General features: G+C 72.8%; 21 protein-coding genes. 9 read left to right on the top strand and 12 right to left on the bottom strand.

Annotated elements, in window-relative coordinates; genetic code table 11:
- Nucleotides 1-26: 26 nt before the first annotated feature.
- Nucleotides 27-512 (top strand): hypothetical protein, encoded by a 486-nt coding sequence (locus tag ACIQM0_RS37485; protein WP_401295347.1) that lies wholly within the window; start codon nt 27-29, stop codon nt 510-512.
- Between the two features lie 67 nt (nt 513-579).
- On the opposite strand, the gene ACIQM0_RS37480 is transcribed toward ACIQM0_RS37485, so the two are convergent.
- The 5 genes from ACIQM0_RS37480 to ACIQM0_RS37460 all read right to left on the bottom strand — a co-directional run bounded on the left by ACIQM0_RS37480 (nt 580) and on the right by ACIQM0_RS37460 (nt 10390).
- The gene (locus tag ACIQM0_RS37480; RefSeq protein WP_401295346.1) at nt 580-5397 is read right to left on the bottom strand and encodes a hypothetical protein; all 4818 of its coding nucleotides are present in this window, start codon (nt 5395-5397) and stop codon (nt 580-582) included.
- Between the two features lie 84 nt (nt 5398-5481).
- A complete protein-coding gene (locus ACIQM0_RS37475; RefSeq protein ID WP_401295344.1) occupies nt 5482-6402 on the bottom strand; it encodes a hypothetical protein in 921 nt (306 codons plus the stop codon).
- Nucleotides 6403-6592: 190 nt separating this feature from the next.
- Nucleotides 6593-8119: a hypothetical protein gene (locus ACIQM0_RS37470; RefSeq protein ID WP_401295342.1), complete on the bottom strand. Its 1527-nt coding sequence runs from the start codon at nt 8117-8119 to the stop codon at nt 6593-6595.
- A 240-nt stretch (nt 8120-8359) separates the two neighbouring features.
- Nucleotides 8360-9778, bottom strand: a complete 1419-nt coding sequence (locus ACIQM0_RS37465; RefSeq protein ID WP_401295341.1) for a HEAT repeat domain-containing protein — start codon at nt 9776-9778, stop codon at nt 8360-8362.
- Nucleotides 9779-9997: 219 nt separating this feature from the next.
- A complete protein-coding gene (locus ACIQM0_RS37460; protein ID WP_385354776.1) occupies nt 9998-10390 on the bottom strand; it encodes an ankyrin repeat domain-containing protein in 393 nt (130 codons plus the stop codon).
- Nucleotides 10391-10702: 312 nt separating this feature from the next.
- On the opposite strand from ACIQM0_RS37460, the gene ACIQM0_RS37455 reads away from it, so the two are divergent.
- Nucleotides 10703-10897: a hypothetical protein gene (locus tag ACIQM0_RS37455; protein WP_123468223.1), complete on the top strand. Its 195-nt coding sequence runs from the start codon at nt 10703-10705 to the stop codon at nt 10895-10897.
- Nucleotides 10898-10935: 38 nt separating this feature from the next.
- Entirely contained in the window at nt 10936-12525 is a 1590-nt protein-coding gene (locus ACIQM0_RS37450; RefSeq protein WP_401295338.1) for a hypothetical protein, read from the top strand.
- A 75-nt stretch (nt 12526-12600) separates the two neighbouring features.
- Here the strand turns inward: ACIQM0_RS37450 and ACIQM0_RS37445 are convergent, their stop codons facing one another.
- The gene (locus tag ACIQM0_RS37445) at nt 12601-14100 is read right to left on the bottom strand and encodes a PLP-dependent aminotransferase family protein (RefSeq protein WP_401295336.1); all 1500 of its coding nucleotides are present in this window, start codon (nt 14098-14100) and stop codon (nt 12601-12603) included.
- 102 nt (nt 14101-14202) lie between these two features.
- Here ACIQM0_RS37445 and ACIQM0_RS37440 point away from each other — a divergent pair, with 102 nt between their 5' ends.
- From ACIQM0_RS37440 to ACIQM0_RS37425, 4 genes are all read left to right on the top strand, one after another.
- The gene (locus ACIQM0_RS37440; protein WP_401295334.1) at nt 14203-14865 is read left to right on the top strand and encodes a YitT family protein; all 663 of its coding nucleotides are present in this window, start codon (nt 14203-14205) and stop codon (nt 14863-14865) included.
- Nucleotides 14862-15626: a glycerophosphodiester phosphodiesterase gene (locus ACIQM0_RS37435; protein ID WP_363031268.1), complete on the top strand. Its 765-nt coding sequence runs from the start codon at nt 14862-14864 to the stop codon at nt 15624-15626. Before ACIQM0_RS37440 ends, ACIQM0_RS37435 begins: the two co-directional genes overlap by 4 nt.
- Nucleotides 15627-15671: 45 nt before the next feature.
- On the top strand, nt 15672-17045 hold the full coding sequence (locus tag ACIQM0_RS37430) for an MFS transporter (RefSeq protein ID WP_401295332.1): 1374 nt from the start codon (nt 15672-15674) through the stop codon (nt 17043-17045).
- A gap of 274 nt (nt 17046-17319) precedes the next feature.
- The gene (locus tag ACIQM0_RS37425; protein WP_003959706.1) at nt 17320-17694 is read left to right on the top strand and encodes an RNA polymerase-binding protein RbpA; all 375 of its coding nucleotides are present in this window, start codon (nt 17320-17322) and stop codon (nt 17692-17694) included.
- 114 nt (nt 17695-17808) lie between these two features.
- Here the strand turns inward: ACIQM0_RS37425 and fxsA are convergent, their stop codons facing one another.
- The 4 genes from fxsA to ACIQM0_RS37405 all read right to left on the bottom strand — a co-directional run bounded on the left by fxsA (nt 17809) and on the right by ACIQM0_RS37405 (nt 21873).
- The gene (gene fxsA / locus ACIQM0_RS37420) at nt 17809-18384 is read right to left on the bottom strand and encodes an FxsA family membrane protein (RefSeq protein ID WP_401295330.1); all 576 of its coding nucleotides are present in this window, start codon (nt 18382-18384) and stop codon (nt 17809-17811) included.
- 66 nt (nt 18385-18450) lie between these two features.
- Nucleotides 18451-19218, bottom strand: coding sequence for a polyprenol monophosphomannose synthase (locus tag ACIQM0_RS37415; protein WP_363031505.1), 768 nt, complete (start codon nt 19216-19218; stop codon nt 18451-18453).
- A 528-nt stretch (nt 19219-19746) separates the two neighbouring features.
- Nucleotides 19747-21387, bottom strand: a complete 1641-nt coding sequence (locus tag ACIQM0_RS37410; RefSeq protein WP_401295328.1) for an amidohydrolase — start codon at nt 21385-21387, stop codon at nt 19747-19749.
- A 45-nt stretch (nt 21388-21432) separates the two neighbouring features.
- Nucleotides 21433-21873 (bottom strand): Lrp/AsnC family transcriptional regulator, encoded by a 441-nt coding sequence (locus ACIQM0_RS37405; protein ID WP_123528381.1) that lies wholly within the window; start codon nt 21871-21873, stop codon nt 21433-21435.
- Between the two features lie 204 nt (nt 21874-22077).
- On the opposite strand from ACIQM0_RS37405, the gene ACIQM0_RS37400 reads away from it, so the two are divergent.
- Nucleotides 22078-22479, top strand: a complete 402-nt coding sequence (locus ACIQM0_RS37400) for a hypothetical protein (protein ID WP_363031507.1) — start codon at nt 22078-22080, stop codon at nt 22477-22479.
- 452 nt (nt 22480-22931) lie between these two features.
- Here ACIQM0_RS37400 and ACIQM0_RS37395 read toward each other — a convergent pair whose 3' ends face one another.
- Nucleotides 22932-24104 carry an acyl-CoA dehydrogenase family protein gene (locus tag ACIQM0_RS37395; RefSeq protein WP_401295325.1) on the bottom strand — a complete coding sequence of 391 codons (1173 nt, stop codon included), beginning with the start codon at nt 24102-24104 and terminating at the stop codon, nt 22932-22934.
- 403 nt (nt 24105-24507) lie between these two features.
- Between ACIQM0_RS37395 and ACIQM0_RS37390 the strand changes: the two genes are divergently transcribed.
- The gene (locus ACIQM0_RS37390) at nt 24508-25779 is read left to right on the top strand and encodes a glycoside hydrolase family 18 protein (protein WP_401295323.1); all 1272 of its coding nucleotides are present in this window, start codon (nt 24508-24510) and stop codon (nt 25777-25779) included.
- An 83-nt stretch (nt 25780-25862) separates the two neighbouring features.
- On the opposite strand, the gene ACIQM0_RS37385 is transcribed toward ACIQM0_RS37390, so the two are convergent.
- Complete coding sequence (locus ACIQM0_RS37385; RefSeq protein WP_401295321.1) at nt 25863-26015, bottom strand: SCO1431 family membrane protein; 153 nt, start codon at nt 26013-26015, stop codon at nt 25863-25865.
- Nucleotides 26016-26066: the final 51 nt, after the last annotated feature.

Raw genomic sequence — 26066 nt, 5'->3', positions numbered from 1 at the left:
GGACAGTGGTGGGGAGTTGAAAGACCTTGGAAACGGAAGAGCGCCATGGCGCCGCGGAGTCGGCGCGGTTCCGGGCGGCGAAGGGTGCGGCGCCTGCGGCGAGAGGCCGGCCGGAGATTCCGCGGCAGCAGCTCTGGGTCGAGGAGCCCGCGCTGCGGCGGCGGATGCCGGACCCGGTACGCACCGCGGCCGTGCGGGCCGTTCTGATCATGTCGCTGACGATCATCCAGGCGATGGTGGCCTTCCTGTCCACGGTGACAGGGTCCTGGCTGGCCTTCCCGATGGTGCTGAGCAGCGTGGCCAGCACGGTGGGCACGACATGGTCGGTACTGGACGTGTGGGTCACCCGGCAGGTGTGGAATCAGCGCAACGGCGTCGTCTCGATTCCGAGCAGCTCGGCCCGGCGGCTGCGCCGCGAGAGGCGCCGGGCGAGGCGCGCCGCTCGGACCGAGGTCCGGGACGGTACACGGATACGCCGTCGCTCCACGGACCGCGGACTGTCCCGGGCCTGAACCCACCGCGGCGGCCACACCCGGTGGGTGCCGACTCGCAGGCACCCACCGGACGCTGCTCGCCTTCTCAGTCGGTACGTTCGTCCGTGGCTTCTGCCTCGGTCCGTGCCGGGAGCGCGTCGGGCGTCGGTGCTGAGCGCTTGAACATCCGGGTGGCGGTGATCTCGCCGTGGACCGTCTCGACACCGGGGTCCTGCTGCGGCAGTCCGGGGCGCAGGTGCTCCTCGACGCTGATGTACTTCAGCCCGGCCCGCAGGTCCGCGTCGTTGCGCAACCTGATCACCAGCGGGAATTCGGCGAGCGCCGTCGTGTCGAACAGCCCGGTGGTGTAGAGCAGTTGTACGCCGAGCGCGTCCGACACCGCCCGCTGGAGCTCCAGCAGATAGGTGGCGTTGGCGCGGCCGATGGGGTTGTCGAGGAAGAGCGTGCCCGCGTGCTGGGGCTGGTGCCGGTCACGGCCCCGGTCGTTGCTGCGCAGTGCGGCCATCGTGCAGTACAGGGCGATGGCGGCGGTCAGCAGCTGACCGCCGGAGAAGACGTCGCCCATCTGCCCGACGGGTACGCGCTCGGCGCGCAGCACCGCGTCCGGCTTGAGGATCTCCACGGCGATGCCCTTGGGCTCAAGTGCCGCCTGCACACCTCGCAGCAGCAGGGACATGCCGTCGCGGCGCAGGTCGGAGTTCTTCTTCAGGGCCGCCTTGGTGGCCTCGTCGACGACCTCGCCGAGGCGTTCGGTCAGGGTGGCCTGGTCGGGTTCCTCGAAGCGGATCCGGAGGAACTCCTGGCCGGACCACTCCCCCAGGCCCTCGGGGAGCCGGGAGAGCCGCTGGGCGGAGCGGAGCGTGGTGAGCGCGGAGTCCACGAGGCCACGCAGCCGGTCGACGATGGAGTCGCGGTTGCGCTCCAGCTGGGTCAGTTCATCGGTGAGGACCCGCAGCCTGGGGGCGAAGGCGATGGCCCACTTCTCCGCGTGATCGGGCAGTGCGGCGGCCGGGAGTTCACGGATCTGCTGGCGGGCCGGGGTGCGGACCTGTTCGTACCGGGTGGAGTTGGCGTGCCGGACCAGCACATCGCCGGCCTCCCTGACAGCCGCTTCCGCGGTGGTCAGGTCGGCGGCGCAGCCCCGCAGTGAACGGCGTGCCTCCGCGGCGGACTGCCGGGCCTCGTCGAGGCTGCCGGGGTACGGCTCGGGGGTCTCCGGCTCGTCGTCGCCGTGGTCCCTGAGGAGGTCGCGCAGGAGGGCCGCGGTCTCGTCGAAGCCGCCTGCCGAGTCCTCGGCCGTGCGATGGGCGTGCAGCAGCTCGGCGTGGGCGGCCCTGGCGGTGTCCAGGGCCGCGGTGGCGGAGGCGAGTTCGCCCGTGGCGGTGCGCAGGAGGGCCTGGGCCTCTCCGGCGTCGGCGGGGACCTGCTCGTCGGGGAGTTCGGTGTGGAGGGTCTCGCCGTCGGCGGGGGCCAGCCGCTCGGCCTCGCCGCGCAGCCTGCCCAGCTGCTCGCTGGCGGCCGACGCCCGGGTCTCCAGCAGCTGGACCAGGGACTCGGCGCGGGCGGCCGCCGCCTGCCGGGACGGGCCGTCGGCGCCGTCCGTTCCCTCCAGGAGCTGGGCGGCCCGGGTGCGGACCTTGTTGGTGAGCCGGTCCAGCTCGGCCAGTGCGGCGCTCTCGTCGCTCTCCGCGCGGGCCTGTTCGGCGCGCAGGTCGGCCCCGACGCCCACCTTCTCGTAGAGCTGGGACGCCGCCCGGTAGGCCTCGCGCAGGGCGGGCAGTGCGTGGCGCGGGGCGTCCGGCGCGGGCTCCGGGATGTGCTCGGGCACACCGGCGATCTCGGCTCGTTCGGCCCGCAGGGCGCGGGCGGTGCGGCGGGCGTCGTCGGCGGCGCGCTGGGCGGCCCTGCGGTCCTCGTCGGCGGCTCTGGCGCGGTCCAGGCAGGCGGTGGCGCGGCCCTCGGACTCCGCCGCCTCGTCGACCAGTTCGCGCAGCTTCACCTGCCAGCCCGCCCGTTCGCGGAGGCGGAAGGCGAGTCCGGCGAGTGCGTCGGCGGCCCGGCGGGCGCGCTGGGCGGCCTCCTGGCGCTCGTCGCGGACGCGGGCGGTGTCCGCGGCGGCCTCGTCGGCCTCGGCGCGCACGGTACGGGCTTCGGCGAGCGCGGCCTCGGCCGTCTCGGCAGCCGTACGGGCGGTGCCGGCCGCTTCCGCCAGTTCGGCGAGGGTGCCCGGCGGGCAGTCCACGCGCCAGGAACCGATCCGGGCGGCGAGCGCGCGGTCCGCGGCGAGCCGGGCCGCGAGGGTGCGGATGTCCTCGTCGCGGGCGGCGGTGCGGCTCCTGAGCGCGTGCCGCTCCTCGTCGGCGGCGTGTTCGTCGTGCATCGCCGGGTTCGGCGGGACGAGGAACACCCCGTCACCGCTCGCGGCGGAGCCGGTGCCGGGCTCCGGAACGGGGGCGAGCAGGGCGGCGGCGGTGCCGACGGCCACGGCCGAGCGCGGCAGCAGGGCGGCGGCGCCGAGGACCTCGCGGGCGCGGGCGTGCGCGTCCGGGTCGGTGATCACGACGCCGTCGACGAGTTCGGGCCGGGCCGCGAGCACGGCCGCGTGGTCGGCGGGGTCGACGGCCTGGGCGAGGTAGCGCCAGCCGGGGAGGGCCGGGATGCCGTGCTCGCCGAGGTATTCGACGGTGGCGAGGACGTCGGGGCCGGGCGGCAGCAGTCCGCCGTCGCCGAGCGCGCCCAGGATGCGGGAGTCGTCGGCGGCCGCGGTGCGCAGCTCGAAGAGGCGTCGTTCGGCGGAGCTGACGCCCTGTTCGAGGAGCTCGCGCAGCTCTTCGGCGTTGCGGTCGAACTCGGCTGCGGTGAGCGGCTGTTCGGCCGGGCGGGACTGCCGGGCCGTGACGGTGTGGGCGCCGTGCGCGGCCGGTTCTGTCCCGTCGGCGCCGGGGGCGGCGGCGCTCCCCTCGGGGTCCGGGGCCTCCTGCCGCGGTCCCTGCTCCTCGGCCCCGGATCCGAGGCCGGTGGCGCCCCGGCGCGGCCGGGGTACGCCGCTGCCCTGCGCCGTGGGCAGGCCGAGCAGGTCGGCGAGGCGGTGCTCGGCGGCGATCGACTCGGCGGCCCTGAGCTCGGCCTCGTAGGCCTGCTCCGCGGCCCGCGCGCCGTCGGCGGCCCGCGCCGCGGCGAGTTCGGCGCGGCTCTCGGTGGCAGCCGCCTGCCGGGACCGGTCCGCCGCTGCCCCGGCGGCCTCGCGCGCCGTGTCCCAGGCGGCCACCGCGGACTGTTCGGCGTCGTTCGCGGCGAGGGCCGCGCGGGCGGGGTCCGCGTTCGGTGCGGTGTCGTCGAGCCAGCCGGCCCGGACCGCTTCGGCGGTCTCCTGCTCGACCTCGGAGAGGCGCTGGCGGAGGTGGCCGGCCTCGCTGCGGGCGCGCTGGGCCTCGGTGGCGGCCGTGGTGGCGTCACGGTGGGCGGCCTCGCCCGAGGTCTGCAGCGTCTCGGAGCGTTCCTCCTCCTCGTTGGCCACGCTCTCGCCCGCCTCCGCGGCGGTGTGCAGGGCCCGTACGAGATCGGCGGCGGCGGTGGCGCGTGCGGCCAGTGCCGGGGCGGCGTCGCGCTCGGCCTCGCGGATCGCGACGGCGACGCGGGCGGCGCGGTCGGCGGCGGCGCGGTGGCGCAGTACGGCCTCGGCCGCCTGCCAGGCGGAGTGCAGGGTGCGGGCGTCGCCCAGCTCGCGGCGTTGGGCCGCCGCGCTCTTCTCGGCCGCGGTGAGGGCCAGGGAGGCGTGCCGGTAGGCGAGTTCGGCGGCGATCAGGGCGGCCCGGCCGCGGGTCTGCTCGGCGCCGGTGACGGTGTGGGCCGCGCCGGTGACCTGCTGGGCGAGCTCCGCGGTCCGGCCGCGCTCCAGGCCGGCGCGGGCGGAGAGCCTGCGGGCCAGCGTGCGGGTGCGGCGCTCGGCGCCGGCGTGGACGTCGCGGGTCCGCGAACGCGTACCGGTCGCCTCCACGATGCGGCCGAGCAGGTCGACGGAGCCCGCGGTGAAGTCGCGCTCGGCGGTGAGTTCGGCTCTGCGGCCCAGTTTGTTGCCGAAGCCGCTGACGAGGTCGGCGAGGCCGTCGGTGTCGCGGGTGTCGGTGACGGCGCGCAGCAGCAGGTCGGTGAAGTCGGAGTCCTTCTTGACGGCGAAGAGTCCTGCGGCCTCGCCCTCGTCGGCGTTCATCTCGCGCTGGTAGCGGAAGAGTTCGGGGTCCAGGCCGATGTCGCCGAGGTGCTCGTTCCAGCGGTCGTGGATCTCTTCCCAGTGCACGTCGAGGTGCTGGTAGAACTTGCCGGCCTCGGTGAGCGCGTCCCGGAAGCCCTTCATGGTGCGGCGCCTGCCGCGGGCGCCGGAGACGCCTTCGGCGGGGCGGCCCACCGAGGTCGCCTCGGCGACGGGCAGCGAGTCGAGGCTGAGTCCGGGGCCGGGCCGGAAGGAGTACCAGGCCTCGGCGAACTTCCGTGGGTCGTTGGAGACCTGGCGTCCACGCCATTCGCTGACCTTGCCGACGACGACGCACTCGCCGGTCAGGGTGTGCTGCCACTCCAGTGCGACATGGCCGCAGTCCTCGGCGAGCAGGAACTTGCGCAGCACGCCGGAGCTGGCGCCGCCGAGGGTGTTGCGGTGGCCGGGCAGCATCACCGAGAAGATCAGCTTCAGCAGGACGGACTTGCCGCCGCCGTTCTCCAGGAAGAGCACTCCGGCGGGGGCGGGGCGGCGGGGCGGGCCGACCGGTTCCTCCTCGAAGAACTCCGCCTGCGCCGGTGCGGGGTGGGGTACGGGCGCGCCGACCCCGCGCAGGTCGAGCACGGTGTCGGCGTAGCGCGCACCGGCGGGCCCGATGGAGTAGAGGCGGACCCGGGACAACTCGTACATGGCGGCGGACTCTCGTCGTTCAGGCAGCGGGAAGGAGGCGTCGGTGGAGGGCCGGCCGGCCGTGCGGTGGCCGGCGGGGGCCGGTCAGCCGTGGAAGGGCAGGCCTGCGTCGGCCGCCAGCTCCAGGTCGTCGGGGTCGGGGGGCGGCAGCAGCGTCGCCGATCCGTCGGTGACCGGGACCACCCCCAGCTCCAGCAGTTCGGCCATGGCGGCTCCGCCCGCCATGTCGCGGACCTGGAGCTGGTAGCGGGCGGTGGTGCGGAAGGCTCCTCCGGCGTCGTCCCCGGTGCGCTGGAGGAAACCGGAGTCGGTGAGGAAGGCGACGGCCTTGCCGACGATGCCGGTGGTGGATCCGGCCAGCCGCCGGGCGTCCTTCGTCGCTCCGGTGGAGCTGCGCCGGGAGTAGACACGCCAGCCGGCCTCCAGGCCGGGGGCGTCACTGGCCGGGTCGGTGTTGTCGCCGTGCTCGTCGGCGCGCTCCTCCAGGCGGTGGCACGCCTGGCGGACGAAGGCGTCGACGCCGTTGACCGTGATCCGGCCGATGTACGCGTCGTCGGCGAGGTCCTCGGGGCGCGGGAAGGCCATCGCGGCGACGGCCAGGTGGGCGAGGCCGTGCAGGAACCGGTCGGCGGAGTCCGGCGAGGCCCGGCGGGCGTAGTCGCCCATGCGGACGGCGAAGACCGAGTCCTCGCCCGCCGTGACGGCCATGCCGGCCCGGGTGGACACCTCGAGCACGATGAGGCCGAGTCCGGTGGCCACGGCGTCCGCGAGGCGGCCGAAGGCCGGTTCCTCCCGGTAGCGGCGCAGCAGTTCGGCGTACTCGGCGTCGCGGGCGGGCAGCAGCTTGGGCTGGAGCCCGAAGGCGACGAGCCGGGCGGCGTCGGCGGCATCGGCCGGGGTGACGGCGGCGGGGGCGGACGGCGGCGCGGACGCGGTCCGGTCGGCCGGGTACCCGGCGCTCTGCTCGCTCCACGCGTCGGCGTGCTCTGCGCGGTGGTCGCTCACGACGGGCGCTCCTTGCTGCGGACGGACTTCGGTACGGGTACGGATACGGGGTGGGCGGTTCGGGTGCTCGCGGCCGCGAGCCGGAAGGGAGCGGTCCGGACGGAAGCGGTCCGGACGGAAGCGGTCCGGACGGAAGCGGTCCGGACGGAAGCGGTCCGGACGGAAGCGGTCCGGACGGGCCGCGGGGCGCTCACGCCGCCTCCGAGCGGTCCGCCGCCGTGCCCGCCGCGTCCAGCAGGGCCATGCCCACGATCAGGTCGGCCCCGCCGAATTCGTGGTCCTCCAGCTGGGTCCCGTCGTCGACGGAGAAGAGCAGGCGGCGCTCGCCCTGCCGGTAGGCGGTGCCGACCGGCGGGCTCGCCGCGTGCACCGCGAGCAGGGCGACCAGGTAGGGGAGGTCCTCGTCGCGCCGTCTGGCGTCGGCCAGCAGCCCGGAGAGGCGGCGCGGCGCGTCGGGCTCGAGGTCCAGCAGCTCCATGGCGCTCGCCAGTTGCTCCTCGCTGAACCGGCTGTCGGCCGGGGTGGCGATCAGATCGGGTTCGGGCATCTCCGCGCCCAGGTGTTCGCGCTCCAGCGGCGGGGTCAGCAGCATGTCGACGAGGTCGCCCACCCGTACAGAGGTGGGGGTGCGCAGTCCCGTGCCGTGGGCGAAGAACGCGTCGGTGGCGCGGATCGCCTGCTCGACGGGGAGCGGCAGCAGCGGTGCCAGCAGCTGTCCGTACAGGTCGAGGCCGGTCCGGACGGCCGGTGCGGCGAACGCCTGCCGGTCCTGCTCGGCGCGGAACAGCGGTCCGGCCTCCAGCAGGCGGGACTGCAGCTGGGTGTGGCGGCGGATGCAGTCCTTGACGATGTCGACGAGTTCGGCGGCGCGCCGCTTGTGCTCGGGCTCCTCGGCCTCGTCACGGGCCTTGCGGATGTTGGTGAGGATGGCGTTCTCGTGGCGGTAGCGGTCGGCGACGTGGTCCAGCGCCTCGGCGATCATGTCGGGCACGGCGTTGAGCCAGTCGACCGCCCGGACGTTGCGCCGGGTGGCGTCGAGTGTCTTGCGGAGGGTCTCGGCGTACTGGACGGTCCGGTAGCGGGCCTGCTCGGCGGCGAGCTGCGCGTCGGCGAGGCGGCCGCGGCTGATCAGGACCTCCAGCTTCACCTCGGCGGCGATCTGGGCGCTGGTGACGTCCGTGTCGAGGGCGCCGACCAGGACGTTGACCGCCTCGTCGGTGGCCCGCAGATAGACGCTGCCGCCGTATCCGGGGACTTCCTCGATCAGTTTGAAGTCGTAGTCCCGGCGGACGTACGTGCCGTCCGGGCCGAAGGTGCCGTAGACGGCCCGGAAGCCCCGGTCGACGCTGCCGACGTTGATCAGGTTCTCCAGGACCCAGCGGGCGACCCGTTCGTGTTCGGCGGCCGGGCGGCGCGGGGCCTGCGCGGCGACGCGCGGGAGGAGTCTGGCCACTATCTGGTCGTGGTCCGCGCCGGTGTCGAAGTCCATGTTGAGCGTGACGTGGTCGATCGCGGCGAGCGCGACCTCCGCCATCGCGTAGATGGTGAACTCACCGGCGAGGTTCGCCTTGCGCACGTCGAGGTCGTGCAGCGGCGCCGTGCAGGCGAGGGCGCGCAGCCGCCGCGAGAGCCCCTCGTCGGCGGCCGGGCCCGGTGCGGGCCGCGGCCCCGCGCTGAGCTGGGGCGCAGCGTTTTCCGTATAGGCAGGCGAAGTCACGCTGCACAGATTAGGTCCTCGCACCGACAACGGTCGAAACGGCGCAGAAGCCGCTGCTTGCCCCGGAGTCGGTCACGCGCTGCCGGCCGGCCCCGCGGGACCCGGACGGCTCCGCTCCCAGGCCCTCGGCACGGGGTCCGCACCCCGGCCGGACACCGTACCGGCGCGGCCCGTCGCCGGTCGGGCGATGTCGCGCCGCGCGCCCCCCGACGCGCAACGCCCCTGCTGTGCGTACCCCGGTCAGACGGCGGATGCGTCCGGACCGATCCTGCTGCGTACGGCTGTCTGCACCTCGGCCTCCTCGGCCGGGTCGGCGGCCAGCCGGCGCAGCCGTTCGGCCACCCTGATGTCGCCGGTCTCCGCGTGGCGTGCGGCGACTTCGCGGGTCGTCTCCTCGCAGTCCCACAGGCACTCGACGGCGAAGCCGGTGGCGAAGGAGGGGTCGGTGGCGGCCAGCGCGCGGGCGGCTCTGCCGCGCAGGTGGGAGGAGGACGTCTCCCGGTAGACGTGGCGCAGGACGGGAGCGGCGCAGGCGATGCCGAGCCGTCCGGTGCCGTCGACCAGTGTCCACAGGCGGGGTGCGTCGGGCCCGTCGCCGCGTACGGCTTCGCGCAGGGCGCCGAGGACCAGCGAGGCGTCCTGCGCGCCGCCGCGGCCGGCCAGTACACCCGCCGCCGAGGCGCCGAGCGCGTCGGGCCGCCGGGCCCAGCGCCGGGCGCGGTCGACGGCCGCTTCACCGCACATCCGCTCGAAGGCGGCGACGGCCGCGTCGGCGACGGTGCGCGAGGAGCTGACCGCGGCGGACTCGATCAGGTCGAGCACGACCGGGTCCTGGGCCTCGGTCAGGTAGTGCAGGGCGGCGCACCGGGCGCCTTCAGGACCGCTGCGGGCGGCCTCGACGATCACGGGCCGGTCCTCCGGTCCCGCGACGGCGGAGAGGCAGCGGGCGGCCGGTACATGGAGGTCGCTGCCGCGGTCGAGCCCTTGCTGGGCCCAGTCGAAGACGGCCTGGACGCTCCAGCCGGGGCGGGGTCCGCCGGGCCGCATCTGGCGCTGCCAGCGGTCGAACGAGCCCTGTTCGGAGGCGGCCCTCACCCGGGCACCGACCGCTTCGCGCGGATCGTCGGCCCAGAGCCGCCAGGGCCGGGGTTCGAAGGCGTCGCGTACGGCGGTGGCCAGTTCGGCGGAGCCCTCGGCGTCCATGCCGAAGCGGGCGAGCACGGGCACAGCGAGGGAGCGCAGGCCGGCGTCGTCGTCGCGCAGGGCCAGCTCGTCCAGGGCCCAGGCCCAGTTGGCGCCGGTCGCGGCGTAGCGCCGCAGCAGGGCGAGGGCGTCGTCGCGTCCGTACGAGGCGAGGTGGCCGAGTACGGCGAGGGCCAGGCCGGTCCGTGACTCGTCGGTGTCGAGGTGGTCGTCGGGATCACCGAGGTGCCGTTCGATCTCCTCGATGCCGCCGTCGAGGTCGAGGTAGAGGCGCGCGTAGTAGAGGGAGCGGTTCTCCACCTGCCAGTCGTGACGCGGATCGCTCAGGACGCAGTGGTTGAGAGCCGCCAGGGCCTCGGGGCGCGGTGCGGCGAGCGCGTGGAGCGTGCCGTCGCCGCGGCCCCTCTGCAGCAGGCCGAGCAGCGTGCCGCTCGGCGCTATGAACGGATCAAACATGGGAAAAGCCTCACATCAAGCTGTCGACGCAACCGGGGACTGTGCAGTGCCGCGTGCCGGACAGGCACTAGACCGCGCAGCGACATGATCGGCCGACCGCCGTCTTCCGCCTGGTGTAGACCATCTTCCTCTGCCTCTCGTCGGTGGCCCGAATCGGACCCGCGACGTCATGATGACCCACCCATTTCGCCACCGCGACCACATTTACGGCGGACCCGGTCAGCGGGAACCGAAGAGTTCCAGCAGGTCGGCCTTGCCGAACATACGTGCGGTATCCAGGGCGGAGGGCGTTCCGGCCGCCGGATCGGCTCCTGCGGCGAGCAGGGCCGCGATCACCTCGTCCTCACCCTTGAAGACGGCTCCGGCGAGCGGCGTCTGCCCCCGGTCGTTGGCCCGGTCCGGGTCCGCGCCGCGACCCACCAGTGCCGTGACCGCGGGGGCGTGCCCGTGATAGGCGGCGAGCATCAGCAGCGAGTCGCCCCGGTCGTTGGTGAGGTTCGCGGGGACACCGGCGTCGACGTAGGCCGCGAGCGCGTCGGTGTCGCCGCGGCGCGCCAGGTCGAAGACCTTGGTCGCCAGCTCCACCACCTCGGGATCAGGGGTTTCGCTCATCGGGGGACCGCCTTTCCGTTAACCGAATGCTCCGCCGCCGGCCTGTGGGGGCATGCGCCTTGAGGCCGTACGAGTGAATCGACAGGGTACTGCCCGGACGCACCCACGACCCGGCCCGCCCATGGCAAAAGATCACGTCGACTGACGGTGGAGCGGTGCACGGCACCGGAACCCCTCCGACCTGCGCTCCACCGTCCGCCAGTCCAGTGAAAAACCAGACTTTTCACCCACTTGCACCTTTTATCCTATAGATACTTCCGGTGAGCCTGGAAGGACTCATGGTGACTGTCCCCCCAACCAGGAGAACCACTCATGATCCTTTCCATGTCAGGCGTCGTCATCCTCGGCATCATCGTCTTCCTGTTCTTCAGGAAGGACGGCCTCAAGGCCTCGCACGCCCTCATCACCGCCCTGTTCGGCTTCTACCTGGCCGGCACCGCCATCGCACCGAGCATCACCGCGGGCGGCGCGAGCCTCGCCGGCCTCTTGGGCGGGATCAAGTTCTGACGTACCGCTCCCGCTCCCACCCCCTTCAGGAGACAGACGTGGCCCGGCGACCACTCCCCCGCATTCTGAGCAGCGGCAGCGCTTCGATCACTCGCAGTCGAGAGTTCGCGCGCACGGCCGCCGACAGCGCCACCGACGTGCTCCATCCGCTGATCATGATCACCCGTGGTCTGCGGCTGCTGGCGGGGGCAGGACGGCAGAAGTGGGCCGCGACGCCCAAGGACCGGCGTGGTCCCACGCTGTTCCTCGTCGCGGCCTGCGTACTCGTGGTCGCGCTCGTCCCCTACGGGACGTTCACGGCCCTGGTGGCGGTGATGGCCGCAGCCGCGTGGAAGGGACGGGCACGCACTCCCGTCAGGACCGGCCCGGACGAGGCGGAGACCGCACGCCTGCAAGCCCTGTACGAGGCGCTCGTGCCGTACTTCTCCACACCCGACGACCCCAGTCCGCTGTTCGCCCACGGCGGCGACTGGGACCAGGTCTTCAACGACTACGAGTTCGACGGCGACGGCCGGGTCTCCCGGCTCCGGGTGACGTACCCCGCGTACTTCGCCGACAGCGAGGCCGCCTCCCGTGCCCGGATCGAACAGCTGCTGCACGCCAAGTCGGGCCGCGGCCGGGAGTACCGGTTCAGCTGGGACGAGGAGGGCAACCAGCTCGTCTTGAGCGTGCTCGACGCCCTGCCCACCTCGATCGCCGCCCAGCGCTTCGTCATCGCCCCCGGCGAGACCGTCCTCGGCTTCACGGACGACGACGCGGTGCGGCGCACCGTCCCGGTGAGCGACGGGGACGAGACCCGGGACGCGCCCGGAGTCGTCTGGCGGACCGGCGCACGCACCACGGAGCCGCATCTGCTGATCGCGGGACAGCCCGGCAGCGGCACCACCACACTGATGCGCTCCATCGCCCTCCAGGCCCTCCAGCAGGGCGACATCCTGATCATCGAGGGCAGCGGCATCGGCGAGTACGCCTGCTTCAACGGCCGCGAGGGCGTGCTCGCCGTGGAGTGCGGCGCGGCCGGGGCGCTGGCCACCCTGGAATGGGCGGCGCACGAGACGGAGCGCCGGCTGATCGAGGCCAACCGGGCCCGGCAGTCCGGCCACGCCGTCCCCGAGGACACCAGGCGCCCGCTCTGGATCCTGCTGGACCGGCCCAGCGTGCTCGGCCACCTGGCCGCCGCCGACGGCGGGCCCGACCCGCAGGAACTGCTCCAGGTACCGCTGCGGCACGGCAGGGCCGCCAACGTCACCGTGGTGATGACCGAGCAGTTCGACAGCCTGGACGGCCTGAACGACACCGTGCGGACCCACACCCGGGCCCGGGTGGTACTCGGCCACTGCTCCCCCGCCCAGATCGAGTCCGTCCTGGGACTCGAGCCGCACACCACCCCGACCCCGGACGTCCCGCCCGGCCGCGGGTACGCACGGCTCGGCACCGGTCCGGTGCTGCGCATCCAGGTGCCGGCCACGCCCGACCCGTACGACGACGCGACCAGCGAGGCGCAGCGGCAGACGGTGCTCGGCCTGCTGCCCGAACGGCGGACGGCGATCGAGGCGAGCGCGCCCGACCCGGCGGCGGAGACCGCGACCGATTCCGTCGCCATGGAGGCCGTGGCCGTCAGCGACTGACGGACGCGGAGGCGAGGGAGGGCCCGCGGATCAGGTGATCCGCGGGCCCTCCCTCGCCTCCGCCCCGGCGACCGCTCAGGCGACGAACGTCCGAGGCGCCTCCGCGCCCGCGCCCGCTCCCGAGCTGACCAGCCGGGCGGCGGCCGCGAGCCGCAGGGCCGCCTCGTCCGCCACCGGCCCGCCGACCGTGAACGGCAGCCGTACGTATCCCTCGAAGGCGCCGTCGACACCGAACCGGGGCCCGGACGGCACCCGCACCCCGACCCGCTCCCCGGCCACCGCGAGCCGCGATCCGGAGAGGCCGCCGGTGCGTACCCAGAGCGTCAGACCGCCGCGCGGCACGGTGAACTCCCAGTCCGGCAGCTCCCGCCGCACGGCCGTGACCAGCGCGTCCCGGTTGCCCCGCGCCTGCTCCCGGCGGATCTGCACGGCCTCTTCCCAGCCGCCGGTGCGCATCAGCCAGTTGACGGCCAGCTGTTCCAGGACCGGGGTGCCCATGTCGGCGTAGGCGCGGGCGGCCACCAGGCTGCGGATGACGTCCGGTGCGGCGCGCACCCAGCCGATCCGCATGCCGGCCCAGAAGGCCTTGCTGGCCGAGCCGACGGTGAGCACGGTGCTGCCCGCCGGGTCGAAGGCGCAGACCCGGCGCGGCATCCGCACGTCGTCGTCCAGGTGCAGTTCGTTCATCGTCTCGTCGACGACCAGGACCGTGCCGGCCGAGCGGGCGGCGTCCACCAGCTCACGGCGCCGGTCCTCGTCGGCCAGGGCGCCGGTGGGGTTGTGGAAGTCCGCGACGACGTACGCGAGCCGGGGGGCCGCGTCCCGCAGCACCTGGCGCCACCGGTTCATGTCCCAGCCGCCGAGCCCCTCCTCCATGGCCACCGGTACGAGGCGGGCGCCCGCCTCCCGCATCAGCTGGAGGATGTTGGCGTAACTCGGGGACTCCACCGCGATCCGTTCCCCGCGGCCCGCGAAGAGGTGGCAGATGGCGTCGATCGCGCCCATCGCACCGGTGGTGACCATGATCTGTTCGGGCATCGTCGGGATGCCGTCCGCGGTGTAGCGGTCGGCGATCATCTGCCGCAGCGCGGGCAGCCCCGCCGGGTAGTCGCCGTGCGTGTGCGCGTACGGGGCCAGCTCCTCCAGGGCCCCCTGGACCGCCCGGGTCAGCCACGGTTCGGGGGCGGGCAGCGAGGCGCAGCCCAGGTCGATCATCGATCCGAGCGCCTCCGGGGGCAGCGGCTCCAGGCCGCGGGCGGGCAGCGGATTGCCCGCGGGCACCGCCGTCCAGCTGCCGGCCCCGCGCCGGGACTCCAGGAACCCCTCGGCCCGCAGCCCCTCGTAGGCCGCGGCGACCGTCGTACGGCTGACGGACAGGGCGAGCGCCAGTTCCCGCTCCGCGGGGAGCCGGGCGGCGACCGGGACCCGGCCTTCCAGGACGAGCAGCCGGATGCCGTCGGCCAGCGCGCGGTAGGCCGGCGGCCTTCGGTTGCCGGGACCCGTCGGCCTGGGCTGCTGGGCCTGGAGCTGCCGGGCGAGCTGAGCCGCACCGACCGCCGAAGTCCACTGCACCATGAGAATCAGTCCACCTTCCTCGAATTGGCCATGGTTGGCAGCCAATCCCCTGCCACAGAGTGGCACGCAGCAGTCCACTACCACCACACCAGGGGGCACCACTTGTCCACCACCGAAGCCCCGCGCCGAGCGCACCTCACCCGACGGCTGATCCAGCTCTACACGGGTCTGGCGCTGTACGGGGCGAGTTCGGCGCTGCTGGTCGTCGCCGGGCTCGGCCTGGAGCCGTGGGGGGTGCTCCACCAGGGGCTCGCCGAGCGCACCGGGATCACCATCGGCGTCGTCTCGATCATCATCGGCGCGATCGTGCTGCTGCTGTGGATTCCGCTCCGGCAGCGGCCGGGGCTGGGCACCGTCTCCAATGTCTTCGCGGTGGGGATCGCGATGGACGGCACACTGGCGCTCGTCCCCGACGTGCACGGGCTCGCCGCGCGGGCCGGGGTGATGCTGGCGGGCATCGTGCTGAACGGTGTCGCGACGGGGCTGTACATCGCGGCCCGGTTCGGCCCCGGGCCGCGCGACGGGCTCATGACCGGGCTGCACCGGCGCACCGGCCACTCCATCCGGCTCGTCCGCACGGCGATCGAGGTGGCGGTCGTGGCGACCGGATACCTGCTCGGCGGGTCCCTCGGCGTCGGCACGGTCCTCTACGCCCTGGCGATCGGCCCGCTCGCCCAGTTCTTCCTGCGCGTCTTCGCGATCCCGGTCAACGGCCACACCACGGCCACCGCCCCGGCACCCGGGCAGGCCATACTGCCGCAGTGACTTCCGTACGCCACCCCTACCTGGACCACCCCGCCCCGCTCGCGTTCGCCCACCGGGGCGGGTCGGCGGACGGGATCGAGAACACGGCGGCCGCGTTCCGCCGGGCCGCAGAGGCCGGGTACCGGTACTTCGAGACCGATGTGCACGCCTCGGCGGACGGCCGGCTGGTCGCCTTCCACGACGCCACGCTGGACCGGGTGACGGACGCCAGGGGCCGGATGTCGGAGCTGCCGTGGAGCGAGATACGGCGGGCCCGGGTGGCGGGCCGTGAACCGCTGCCGCTGTTCGAGGAGCTGCTGGAGGCGTTCCCGGAGGCCCGCTGGAACGTGGACATCAAGGCCGGGCCGGCCCTTGAGCCGCTGGTGGACCTGATCCGCCGGACGGACGCCTGGGACCGGGTGTGCGTCGGCTCGTTCTCCGAGGCCAGGGTCGCCAGGGCGCACCGGCTGGCGGGCCCCCGGCTGGCCACCTCCTACGGAGTCCGCGGCGTCCTGGGCCTGCGGCTGCGCTCGTACGGCATCCCGGCGGCGCTGCGCGCCGGCGCGGTGTGCGCGCAGGTGCCGGAGAGCCAGGGCGGTGTCCGGGTCGTGGACCGGCGCTTCGTGCGGGAGGCGCACGCGCGGGGGCTCCAGGTGCATGTCTGGACGGTGAACGAACCGGAGCGGATGGCAGCGCTCCTGGACCTCGGCGTGGATGGCATCATGACCGATCACATCGAGACGCTGCGTACGGTGCTGAGCGAGCGGGGGGCCTGGGCCTGACGCCGGCCCGGTGACGTCTCCACGGGGAGAGACGAGGGGTGCGCGATGAGCGCCGAGACCGCGGACACCGCCGAACCGGCGGAGAGTACGGCCGGGGCGGCCGATCCCGGCGAGCGCCGGCGCGAGCAGCGGGGCTGGTACTTCTACGACTTCGCCTGCTCCGTCTACTCGACGAGCGTCGTCACCGTGTTCCTCGGGCCGTATCTGACCTCGGTCGCCAAGGCCGCCGCCGACGCCGACGGCTACGTCCGCCCGCTCGGCATCCCCATCCGCGCCGGGTCGCTGTTCGCGTACACGATCTCGGCCTCCCTCGTCGTCGCGGTGATCCTGATGCCGATCGTGGGCGCGGCCGCCGACCGCACGGGCCGCAAGAAGCCGCTGCTGGCGGCGGCCGCATACGTGGGCGCCACCGCGACGGCCGCGATGTTCTTCCTGGACGGCACCCGCTACCTGCTCGGAGCCTTCCTGCTCATCGTGGCGAATGCCGCGATATCCGTGTCGATGGTCCTCTACAACGCCTACCTGCCGCAGATCTCGGAACCCGACGAACGCGACGCGGTCTCCTCGCGCGGCTGGGCCTTCGGCTACACGTCGGGGGCGCTGGTCCTCGTCCTCAACCTGATCCTCTACACGGGCCACGACTCCTTCGGTCTCTCCGAGTCGGACGCCGTCCGGATCTGTCTCGCCTCCGCCGGTGTCTGGTGGGGCGCGTTCACCGTCGTGCCGCTGCGCCGGCTGCGCGACCGGAAGGTGGCGCCGAGCGGCCGCGGAGCGGTCGGCTCCGGATGGGGACAGCTGATGGCGACCCTGCGCGACATGCGCCGCCATCCACTCACCCTCTCCTTCCTGCTCGCCTACCTCGTCTACAACGACGGCGTGCAGACGGTCATCTCGCAGGCCTCCGTGTACGGCTCCGAGGAGCTCGGCCTCGACCAGACGACGCTGATCACCGCCGTCCTGCTGGTCCAGATACTCGCGGTGGCCGGAGCGCTGGGGATGGGCCGGCTGGCCCGGGTGTACGGCGCTAAGCGCACGATCCTGGCGTCCCTGGTCGTCTGGACGGCGATCCTCGTCGCCGGATACTTCCTGCCCGCCGACGCGCCGGTGTTCTTCTACGCGCTGGCCGCGGCGATCGGCCTGGTCCTCGGCGGCAGCCAAACCCTGTCGCGCTCGCTCTACTCGCATCTGGTGCCGCGCGGCAAGGAGGCCGAGTACTTCTCGGCGTACGAGATGAGCGACCGCGGACTGAGCTGGCTGGGGCCACTGGTGTTCGGGCTCGCATACCAGCTGACCGGCAGTTATCGGGATGCGATCATCTCGTTGGTGATCTTCTTCGTGGTCGGTTCCGTGCTGCTCGCGAGGGTGCCGGTACGGCTGGCCGTGGCGGCGGCGGGGAATCCCGTTCCGGAGCGGATTTAGACGTTGAAGTAAAAGGCCGGTAGTGTACGTCTTTGGCCTGCCCGGAGGACCGTTACTGCCAGTGGAAGAATCCAAACCGTTGGGTGACAACTTCTGCCAGATGTGACAAACCGGGCATTGGCGGGTACTTGAACCCTGGCAAACCTGAATACTCAGCGGCCGACGGGCGACGCATGACCGGCAACGGGAATCTTTGCCGTCGACCGGACGTTGAGCCGGATGACGACGACAGCGACACCTGTCCTGTGGGCGACAAGCCCGGGAGGCACGATTCATGAGTGAGCGAGCTCTCCGCGGCACGCGACTTGTGGTTACCAGCTACGAGACGGACCGCGGCATCGATCTGGCCCCGCGCCAGGCGGTGGAGTACGCATGCCAGAACGGACATCGATTTGAGATGCCATTCTCGGTAGAGGCGGAAATTCCGCCGGAGTGGGAGTGCAAGGCGTGTGGCGCCCAGGCACTCCTGGTGGACGGGGATGGCCCCGAGGAGAAGAAGGGCAAGCCTGCGCGTACGCACTGGGACATGCTCATGGAGCGGCGCACACGCGAGGAGCTGGAGGAGGTGCTGGCCGAGAGGCTGGCGGTTCTGCGCTCCGGAGCCATGAATATTGCCGTGCATCCGCGGGACAGCAGGAAGTCTGCTTGACCGCGTAGCACAGCACTGAGACAGAGCCGCGGGCCGCGACACACTGTGTGTGTCGCGGCCCGCGGCTCTGTGCTGTCCTTGCGGCTGGTGCCCCGGGGCACCAGCCGCTCGGGGTTACGGCGTCAGGGGCGGGCGGGGGTTCTCGTCGGGGTGAGAGGGGTCGTCGCGGATGACCTCGCCCTGGACGACCTTTCCGTCGGGCCTGTGCATCCGGGCCTGCTGGAAGGCGTCCGAGAGGCCACCGGGAGCCGCCGCGCGCATCCGGCGCTCCAGCGACCGCTCCGCGTACCTGCTGAGCGCGGAGCGGACCGGCGGCACCAGGAGCAGCAGTCCGGCGACGTCCGAGATCATCCCCGGAATCATGATCAGCAGCCCGCCGAGCATGAGGAAGCCGTTGCCCCTGCTGCTCGGAGGCGCGGGTGAGGAGCCATCGGCGCCGGGCTGTCCCGGCATCTGCTGGAGCGTCTCGGTGAGATTGCGGAAGGCGCGGCGGCCCGCCGACTTCATCACCACGGCTCCGAGCACGACCCCCGCGGCCAGGAGCAGCAGGACGGCGAACCCGCCCGCCACCTCCGCCACCACGATGAGCAGCCAGATCTCCAGCACCGCCCAGGCGGCGATGGCGAGGGGTACGAAGGTCCGGGCGCGCGAGCGCCGGCGGGCGGTCGGGGGCGGTGTGCCGGTCGTCATGCCACCAGTGTGCCTGGCCACGGGTCCGAGCGCCGTAAGGGGGTGGAGATCATCGCCCCGCGGACGTCAGGGCGTCCGGCGTCCCAGCACCCGGTTCGTACGGGTGGTGACGCCCCAGGCGGTGACCCGCCAGAGCGCCTCGACGAGGATGTCCCGGCTCATCTTGGAGTCACCGATCTCCCGGTCCACGAAGGTGATCGGGACCTCGACGACGTGGTAGCCGGCCTCGATCGCGCGGCGCGCCAGGTCCACCTGGAAGCAGTAGCCCTGCGAGGCGACCTCGTCGAGGCCGATCCCCTTCAGGGTCTCCGTGCGGAACGCCCGGTATCCACCGGTGACGTCCCTGGTGCGGAGCCCGAGCATCAGCCGCGAGTAGGTGCTGCCGCCGCGGGAGATCATCTCCCGGGACTTGGGCCAGTTGACCACGCGCCCGCCCGGGACCCAGCGGGAACCCAGCACCAGATCGGCGCCCTTGAGGGCGGTGAGCAGCCGGGGCAGTTCCTCGGGCTGGTGGGAGCCGTCCGCGTCCATCTCGACGAGCACGCCGTAGTCGTGTTCCATCCCCCAGCGGAAGCCGGCGAGATAGGCCGCGCCGAGTCCTTCCTTGCCCTGGCGGTGCAGCACGTGGACCCGGTCGTCCTCGGCGGCCAGCTCGTCGGCCAGCTTGCCGGTGCCGTCGGGGCTGTTGTCGTCGGCGACCAGGATGTCGGCCTCCGGTACGGCGGCGCGCACCCGGCTGACGATCGGCTTGATGTTCTCGGCCTCGTTGTAGGTCGGAATGATCACCAAGGTTCTGCCGAGCGGGCCGTATCGCCTCTGACCGCCGTCGTTCACTTACTGCCCCTTAAGTCCGTACGCAGGTGCACACCATATCCAGCGTGACGGGGCCGCAGACCGACCCGGTCGGGGCGGCCCCGAGCGCGGCGGCGGACAGAAGAGCGGAAGTACGGACAGAACTGCGGATCGGGGCCCGGCGTCCTTCGGGCCGACCTGGGACCCGCCGGCTGCGGGTCGACCTAGAGCCGTTGTCTACTGAACGTCCGGGCCCCACCCGGGTCGCACCCTCCGTCCGGCTGAAACCTTCCCTCGCCCCCGAGGCGCGGGCGCTGAACCTGGCTGTCAGCGGTGGTGCGCCGGTGCGGCACACCACCCCATGACTCAGCGGCGTTCGACGACTGCGTGGACGTTTAACCGGTCGGACGTCCTGTGGTGGACTCGGCCGAACCTACCGGCCGGTGGGCACATTCTGTCAATAGTTGCCTGACCAGCATCGTTTACCGAACTTGCCTGGTCAGTACCGGAGATCCCCAGGTCGCGGGAGAACCGGGGCACCTTCGATCGGCGGTACGAAATGTCCGCACGTCACTCGTTCGGCCGTACGTAGACAGTTTGTCCGAACACCACCGTGCGCAGGCAGACCGGGAGTTCGGCCCCCGGGCTGAGGTCCGGCAGTCCCGGCGTCCCCGACCTGGGATCCGTCGACCAGCGGGCGACCCGGTCGTCCGGGGCCTGGACCACCAGTTCCTCGGTGCGCCAGACCGCGTAGTCGGCCGGGGCGCCCGGCACCAGGGTGCCCGCGTCGTCGCGGCCGACGGCCCGCCAGCCGCCCCTGGTGTGGGCGGTGAAGCCGGCCCGCACGGAGATCCGGTGCTCGGGCGTCCGGTGGAACGCGGCGGCCCGCACGGTCCCCCACGGGTCCAGCGGGGTCACCGGGCTGTCCGAGCCGAAGGCGAGGGGCACACCGGCCCGCAGGAGGGCCGCGTACGGGTTCAGGGTCCTCGCCCGCCCGCCACCCAGCCGCTGGACGTACATGCCCTCCTCACCGCCCCAGGCGGCGTCGAAGGCGGGCTGGACCGAGGCGGTGAGCCCCAGTTCCGCGAAAGCGGCGACGGTCTCCGGGGTGAGCATCTCGGCGTGCTCGATCCGGTGCCTGGCGGCCCTGACCCGGCCCAGACCCACCTTCTCGGCGGCGCCCCTGACGCCCTCGACGACGGCGGAGAGCGCGGCGTCGCCGATGGCGTGGAAGCCCGCCTGCAGCCCGGCCTCCGTGCAGGCCGCGACATGGGCCGCGATCTGTCCGGCGTCCAGATGGGCGGCGCCGGTCACCGGGGCGTCGGCGTAGGGCTCGTGGAGGCAGGCGGTGTGCGAGCCGAGCGAGCCGTCGACGAAGAGGTCCCCGGCCGCGCCCACCGCGCCGAGCTCCCGGATGCGCCGGGCGTCCTTCGCGTCGGCGACCTGTTCGGCCCAGTAGCCGAAGACCCGCGGTCCGCGCTGCCCCGCGGCGAGCTTCAGCAGGGCGGTGAAGTCCTCCTCGTCGGAGATGTCGGGGCCGCCGCACTCGTGGACCGTTCCGATGCCCAGGGAGGCGGCCTCGCGCAGCGCGGCTCGCTGGGCGTCGGCGCGCTGCTGCGGCGAGACGGCCCCGTGGGCGGCCGCGCGCACCGCGTGGTGGGCGGCGCCGGTCAGCGGCGCCTGGGGGTGGTAGCCGGGCATCGAGGCGATCCGGGGCACCAGGTCCAGCAGCGCGGTACTGGCGACCGCCGAGTGCACGTCGACCCGGGGCAGGTAGACCGCCCGCCCGCCGGCCGCCGCATCGAGCTCCGCGCGGGTGGGCGGCCGCTGTTCGGGCCAGCGCGTGGCGTCCCAGCCGTGCCCCAGGACCACCTGGTCGGCGGGGTGCGCCGCCACGTACGTCCGTACGAGTCCGAGGGCCTCGTCCAGGGTGCGGGCACCGGAGAGGTCGAGGCCGGTGAGGGCCAGTCCGGTCGACGTGGTGTGGACGTGGGCGTCGGTGAACGCGGGGGTGACCAGCGCCCCGTCGAGGTCGATCACCTCGTCGACGCCGCCCGCGAAGGCGTCGGCGGCCCCCTCGGAGCCGACCCAGGCGACATGGCCCCGTTCGACCACCATGGCGGTGGCGAAGGGGTCGGCGGGGCTGTGGACGTCTCCACCGCGCAGCAGCACGGTGCGGTGTTCGCTCTGGGGGGCGGTGCTCTCGGTCATGGGAACAGTCTCCCGCCTGCCGGGTCCCGCCCCGTGCGCGACCCCTCAGATCTGCGGCGGCCGCGCCTCGTACGGTGTGGACAGGACGACCGTGGTGCGCGTGGAGACACCGGCGAGCGAGCGGATCCGCGTCAGCAGGTGCTCGAGCTCCAGCGGGGTCGCGACCCGTACCTTCAGGATGTAATTCTCGTCACCCGCGACGCTGTGGCACGCCTCCAGCTCCGGGACACCGGCGAGCCGCTCCGCGATGTCGTCCGGCGCACTCGGGTCGAAGGGCTTGACCGAGATGAACGCGGTCAGCGGCAGGCCGACGGCTTCGGGGTCGACGACCGCGGCATAGCCCCGGATCACCCCGCGCTGCTCCAGCCTGCGGACTCGCTGATGAACGGCCGAGGTGGACAGGCCGGTCGCCTTGCCCAGGTCGGTGTAGCTCATCCGCCCGTCCCTGACGAGCAACTCCACGATTTGACGGTCCAGCTCCTCCATATGGATCAATCTATGGCCCCAGGTGCCTCCAGGCACAGCCACGGGAGCCGACGGAGGGCGCCTTGCGGCAGCCATGTGATGAATGCCACAGGTTTACGGGTCGGTAGCCGGGCACCTCGCGGTTACGGCCGATCCGCGACGGGAAGTGCTTGCTTTGGCCGAGGCCGCGGCGCCTTGTCGGCCCACCCGAGGGGGGAATTTCCCATGCAGAGCATGAAGCTCACCGGACGTACCGAACCGGAACCCGTTGATCCTTTCGAGGACAACGCTCCCGACGTGTACGACACACTTGAGATGTACCGGGTCACCTGCCCGGACTGCGCACAGCCGATCGCCCTCCTGGCGGACGAGGACACGCTGCCGGAACACGCCCTGTGCCCGACCGCGTGGAACCCGTTCGTTCTGACGGTGTGCGCGGGGACCGGCCGTCCGGCGTCGAAGGCGCGGCCCGCCGATGAGTCGACCGACGTCCAGGAGCAGGAGACGGCCCTGCTGTTGACGCTCCCTCAGGGGCTCGACTGGAGGATGCAGCCCTTCTCGCACGCCGGGGGCGACGGCTCGCGCCCGCTCCGGGTGCCGCACCAACTCCGGCGCGACGCCGCCTGAGGCCGCCTCCCGCCTCCGCGGGACCGCGAGCCTCCTGACGACAGAACTGCGCTGCACCACGACGGCCCGACCGGCGTGGTGCGGGCAGCCAACGGGGCTCCGGCATGCCGGCGGACCTGGCGAACGGGCGCCCGAATCGGCCGGACAGTGACCCGGCCCCGCCGCGCGGCGTTCGCCGGTCATGACCTTGCTGCACTCCACAGCCGGCCCCGGCCGCCGTCTCGCCGTTCCGGCTGCCGAAGAATCGGTTCCGCAGCCCGGATCGTCACCGGCGCCGCAGCCCGAGCCGCCCCGTCCGGCACCGCGCTCGATGCCCCAATCGACCGATCCTCCCCTCTACCGGGCGATGCTCCGGCAGTGGGAGGGCACCGACAGGACCCTGCCGAGCCGCCATGACCACGAGTGGAACCGGCTCATGACGATGCCCGTGTGGTCGGACCGCCCGCTGCGGGTCAGTGCGTCTCAGGACCCGCGAGGTGGCGGGCGATGACCATGCGCTGGATCTGGTTGGTGCCCTCGACGATCTGCAGCACCTTCGCCTCGCGCATGAGCCGTTCGACGGGGAAGTCCAGCGTGTAGCCGTATCCGCCGAGCACCTGGACGGCGTCGACGGTGACCCGCATCGCGGCGTCCGTGCAGAACAGCTTGGCCATGGCCGCCTGCCGCGAGAACGGGCTGCCCGCGTCACGCAGCCTGGCCGCCTCCAGATAGAGCGCCCGGCCGGCCTCGATCTGGGTGGCCATGTCCGCGAGCATGAACCGCAGCCCCTGGAAGTCCGCGATGGGGCGGCCGAACTGCTTGCGGCCGGTGGCGTACGCGACGGCCTCGTCCAGCGCCGCCTGGGCCACACCGATCGCGCAGGCGGCGATGCCCAGCCGGCCGGAGTCGAGTGCGGACAGCGCGATCGCGAAGCCCTGCCCCTCCTCGCCGATCCGGCGCGCGTCCGGGACCCGTACGCCGTCGAAATGGAGCTGGGCGGTGGGCGAGCCCTTCATCCCCATCTTCTTCTCGGGGAGGGCGGCGCTCAGTCCCGCCGCGTCCCCGGGGACGAGGAAGGCGGTGATTCCGCGGGCGCCGTCGACGCCGGTACGGGCCAGCACGGTGTAGAAGTCGGCGATGCCGCCATGGGTGATCCATGCCTTGGTGCCGGTGATGACCCAGTCGTCCCCGTCCCGTACGGCCTTCGTTCGCAGCGAGGCGGCGTCGGAGCCCGAGGCGGGCTCCGAGAGGCAGTAGGCGCCCAGCAGGCCGCCCCCGAGCATCGACGGAAGGTGTTCGGCCTGCTGTTCCTTGGTGCCGTAGCCGGCGACCGCGTGGCAGGCGAGGGAGTGGACGCTCACGCCGAGTCCGACGGTGAGGCGGGCGGCCGCGAGCTCTTCGAGGACCTGGAGGTACACCTCGTACGGCTGGTCGCCACCGCCGTGGGCGGAGTCGTACGGCAGCCCGAGGAGGCCGGACTCGGAGAGCAGTGTGAAGACTTCGCGCGGGAACCGGCCGGCGTCCTCCTCCTCGGCCGCCCGCGGTGCGATCTCCCGCTGGGCGATGTCGCGGACGAGCGCGATGAGCTGCCTGGACTCCTCGGTGGGCAGACGGCGTTCCACTGCCTGCGGGGCACGGTCGGACATGACGGCGCTCTCCTCCCTGTCGGGCGTTGCGGCGGTCGCGCGCGCGGGGTGTGAGCGGCGCCGCCGGGGGATCTCCGGGCGGGGCCCGAAAAGACTGCGGACCAGCCGATGTTGCCCTCCCGGATTACGAGAGGTGCCGGTCAGCGGCTGTGGCGGCTTGAGTATGCCCGATCGGACGGTATCCGTCACTGGGTGACAGACCTCTTCGGCCACGGCACCCGGCAGCTGGCGGCGGTCAGCGGCCCGTCGGGCGCCCGTCACCAGAATTGGTCCGAACCATTGACCCAACTGGTCTAGTCCATCTACGGTTCGCTGCGAACCGGCTTTCCGCGTTCATGCCAATCATGTGAGCGTCGAAAGCCGGTCGTCCACCGGCAAGTCCCCTCCCCCACGAGGAGCAACGATGATTGGACTGCATCGCCCGGGAGCCCGTCTCCGGGCGTTCGCCGCTGCCGCCTGTACCGCCGCCCTGGGCGCCGCCCTGCTGGGTGTCGCGGGCACCGGATCCGCCGGAGCGGCCCCCGCCGACCTGAAGGCCGCCCCCGCGGCAGCGCCCGCCGCCCCCACAGCGGCCGGCGGCAAGGTGGTCGGCTACTTCACCGACTGGGGTGTCTACGACCGCGATTACCACGTCAAGAACATCGAGACGTCGGGCTCGGCCGACAAGCTCACGCACATCAACTACGCCTTCGGCAACGTCCAGGGCGGCAAGTGCACGGTCGGTGACTCCTACGCCGACTACGAGAAGGCCTACACGGCCGACCAGTCGGTCGACGGGGTGGCCGACACCTGGGACCAGGAGCTGCGCGGCAGCTTCAACCAGCTCCGCAAGCTGAAGAAGCTGCACCCCGACCTCAAGATCCTCTGGTCGTTCGGCGGCTGGACCTGGTCCGGCGGCTTCGGCGAGGCCGCGCAGAACCCGGCCGCGTTCGCCGACTCCTGCTACAGCCTGGTGGAGGACCCCCGTTGGGCCGATGTCTTCGACGGCATCGACATCGACTGGGAGTACCCCAACGAGTGCGGTCTGACCTGTGACACCAGCGGCCGTGACGCCTACGGCAACCTGCTGTCCGCCCTGCGCTCCAAGTTCGGCGCGAACAACCTGGTCACCTCGGCGATCAGCGCGGACGGCTCCGACGGCGGCAAGCTCGACGCCGTCGACTACGGCGGCGCGGCACAGTACGTCGACTGGTACAACCCGATGACGTACGACTTCTTCGGCGCCTGGGACGCCAAGGGTCCGACGGCGCCGCACTCCCCGCTGAACTCCTACCCGGGCATTCCAAAGGAGGGCTTCAACAGCGACGCGGCCATCTCCAAGCTGAAGGCCGCGGGCGTTCCCGCGTCGAAGCTGCTGCTCGGCATCGGCTTCTACGGCCGCGGCTGGACCGGCGTCACGCAGGACGAGCCGGGCGGCACGGCCACCGGCGCTGCCGCGGGTACGTACGAGGCGGGCATCGAGGACTACAAGGTCCTCAAGAACAGCTGCCCGACCACCGGCACGGTCGCCGGTACGGCGTACGCGCACTGCGGCACCAACTGGTGGAGCTACGACACCCCGGCCACCATCTCGTCCAAGATGGACTACAAGAACCAGCAGGGCCTGGGCGGCACCTTCCTCTGGGAGCTCAGCGGTGACACCACCGACGGCGAGCTGATCAAGGCGATCAACTGACATCGCCGCAGCGTGCATGACGGGGGCGGGGAGCCAGGCGGACTCCCCGCCCCCGCCACGTCCGCCGTCACGCCCCCGTCAGGTCACATGAGACCGATCTGTGTGACGAACATGGCGATGACGACGACGAGCGTCCAGCCCAGGAGGGTCTCCAGCAGCCCGGAGCGGTCCCCTGGCCCGCCCGTCCGCGTGCGGCGGCGGGCAGGGGTGGCGGTTGCGGCGGCAGTCGCGGTCATGGCATCTCGTTCGGGTCGGCCGGCAGTCGTTGTCCCCCGAGGACCCGACCA

The sequence above is a fragment of the Streptomyces sp. NPDC091387 genome (assembly GCF_044756945.1).
In the GTDB taxonomy this organism is placed as follows: domain Bacteria; phylum Actinomycetota; class Actinomycetes; order Streptomycetales; family Streptomycetaceae; genus Streptomyces.
This window is presented reverse-complemented; position numbering and strand designations above follow the sequence as displayed.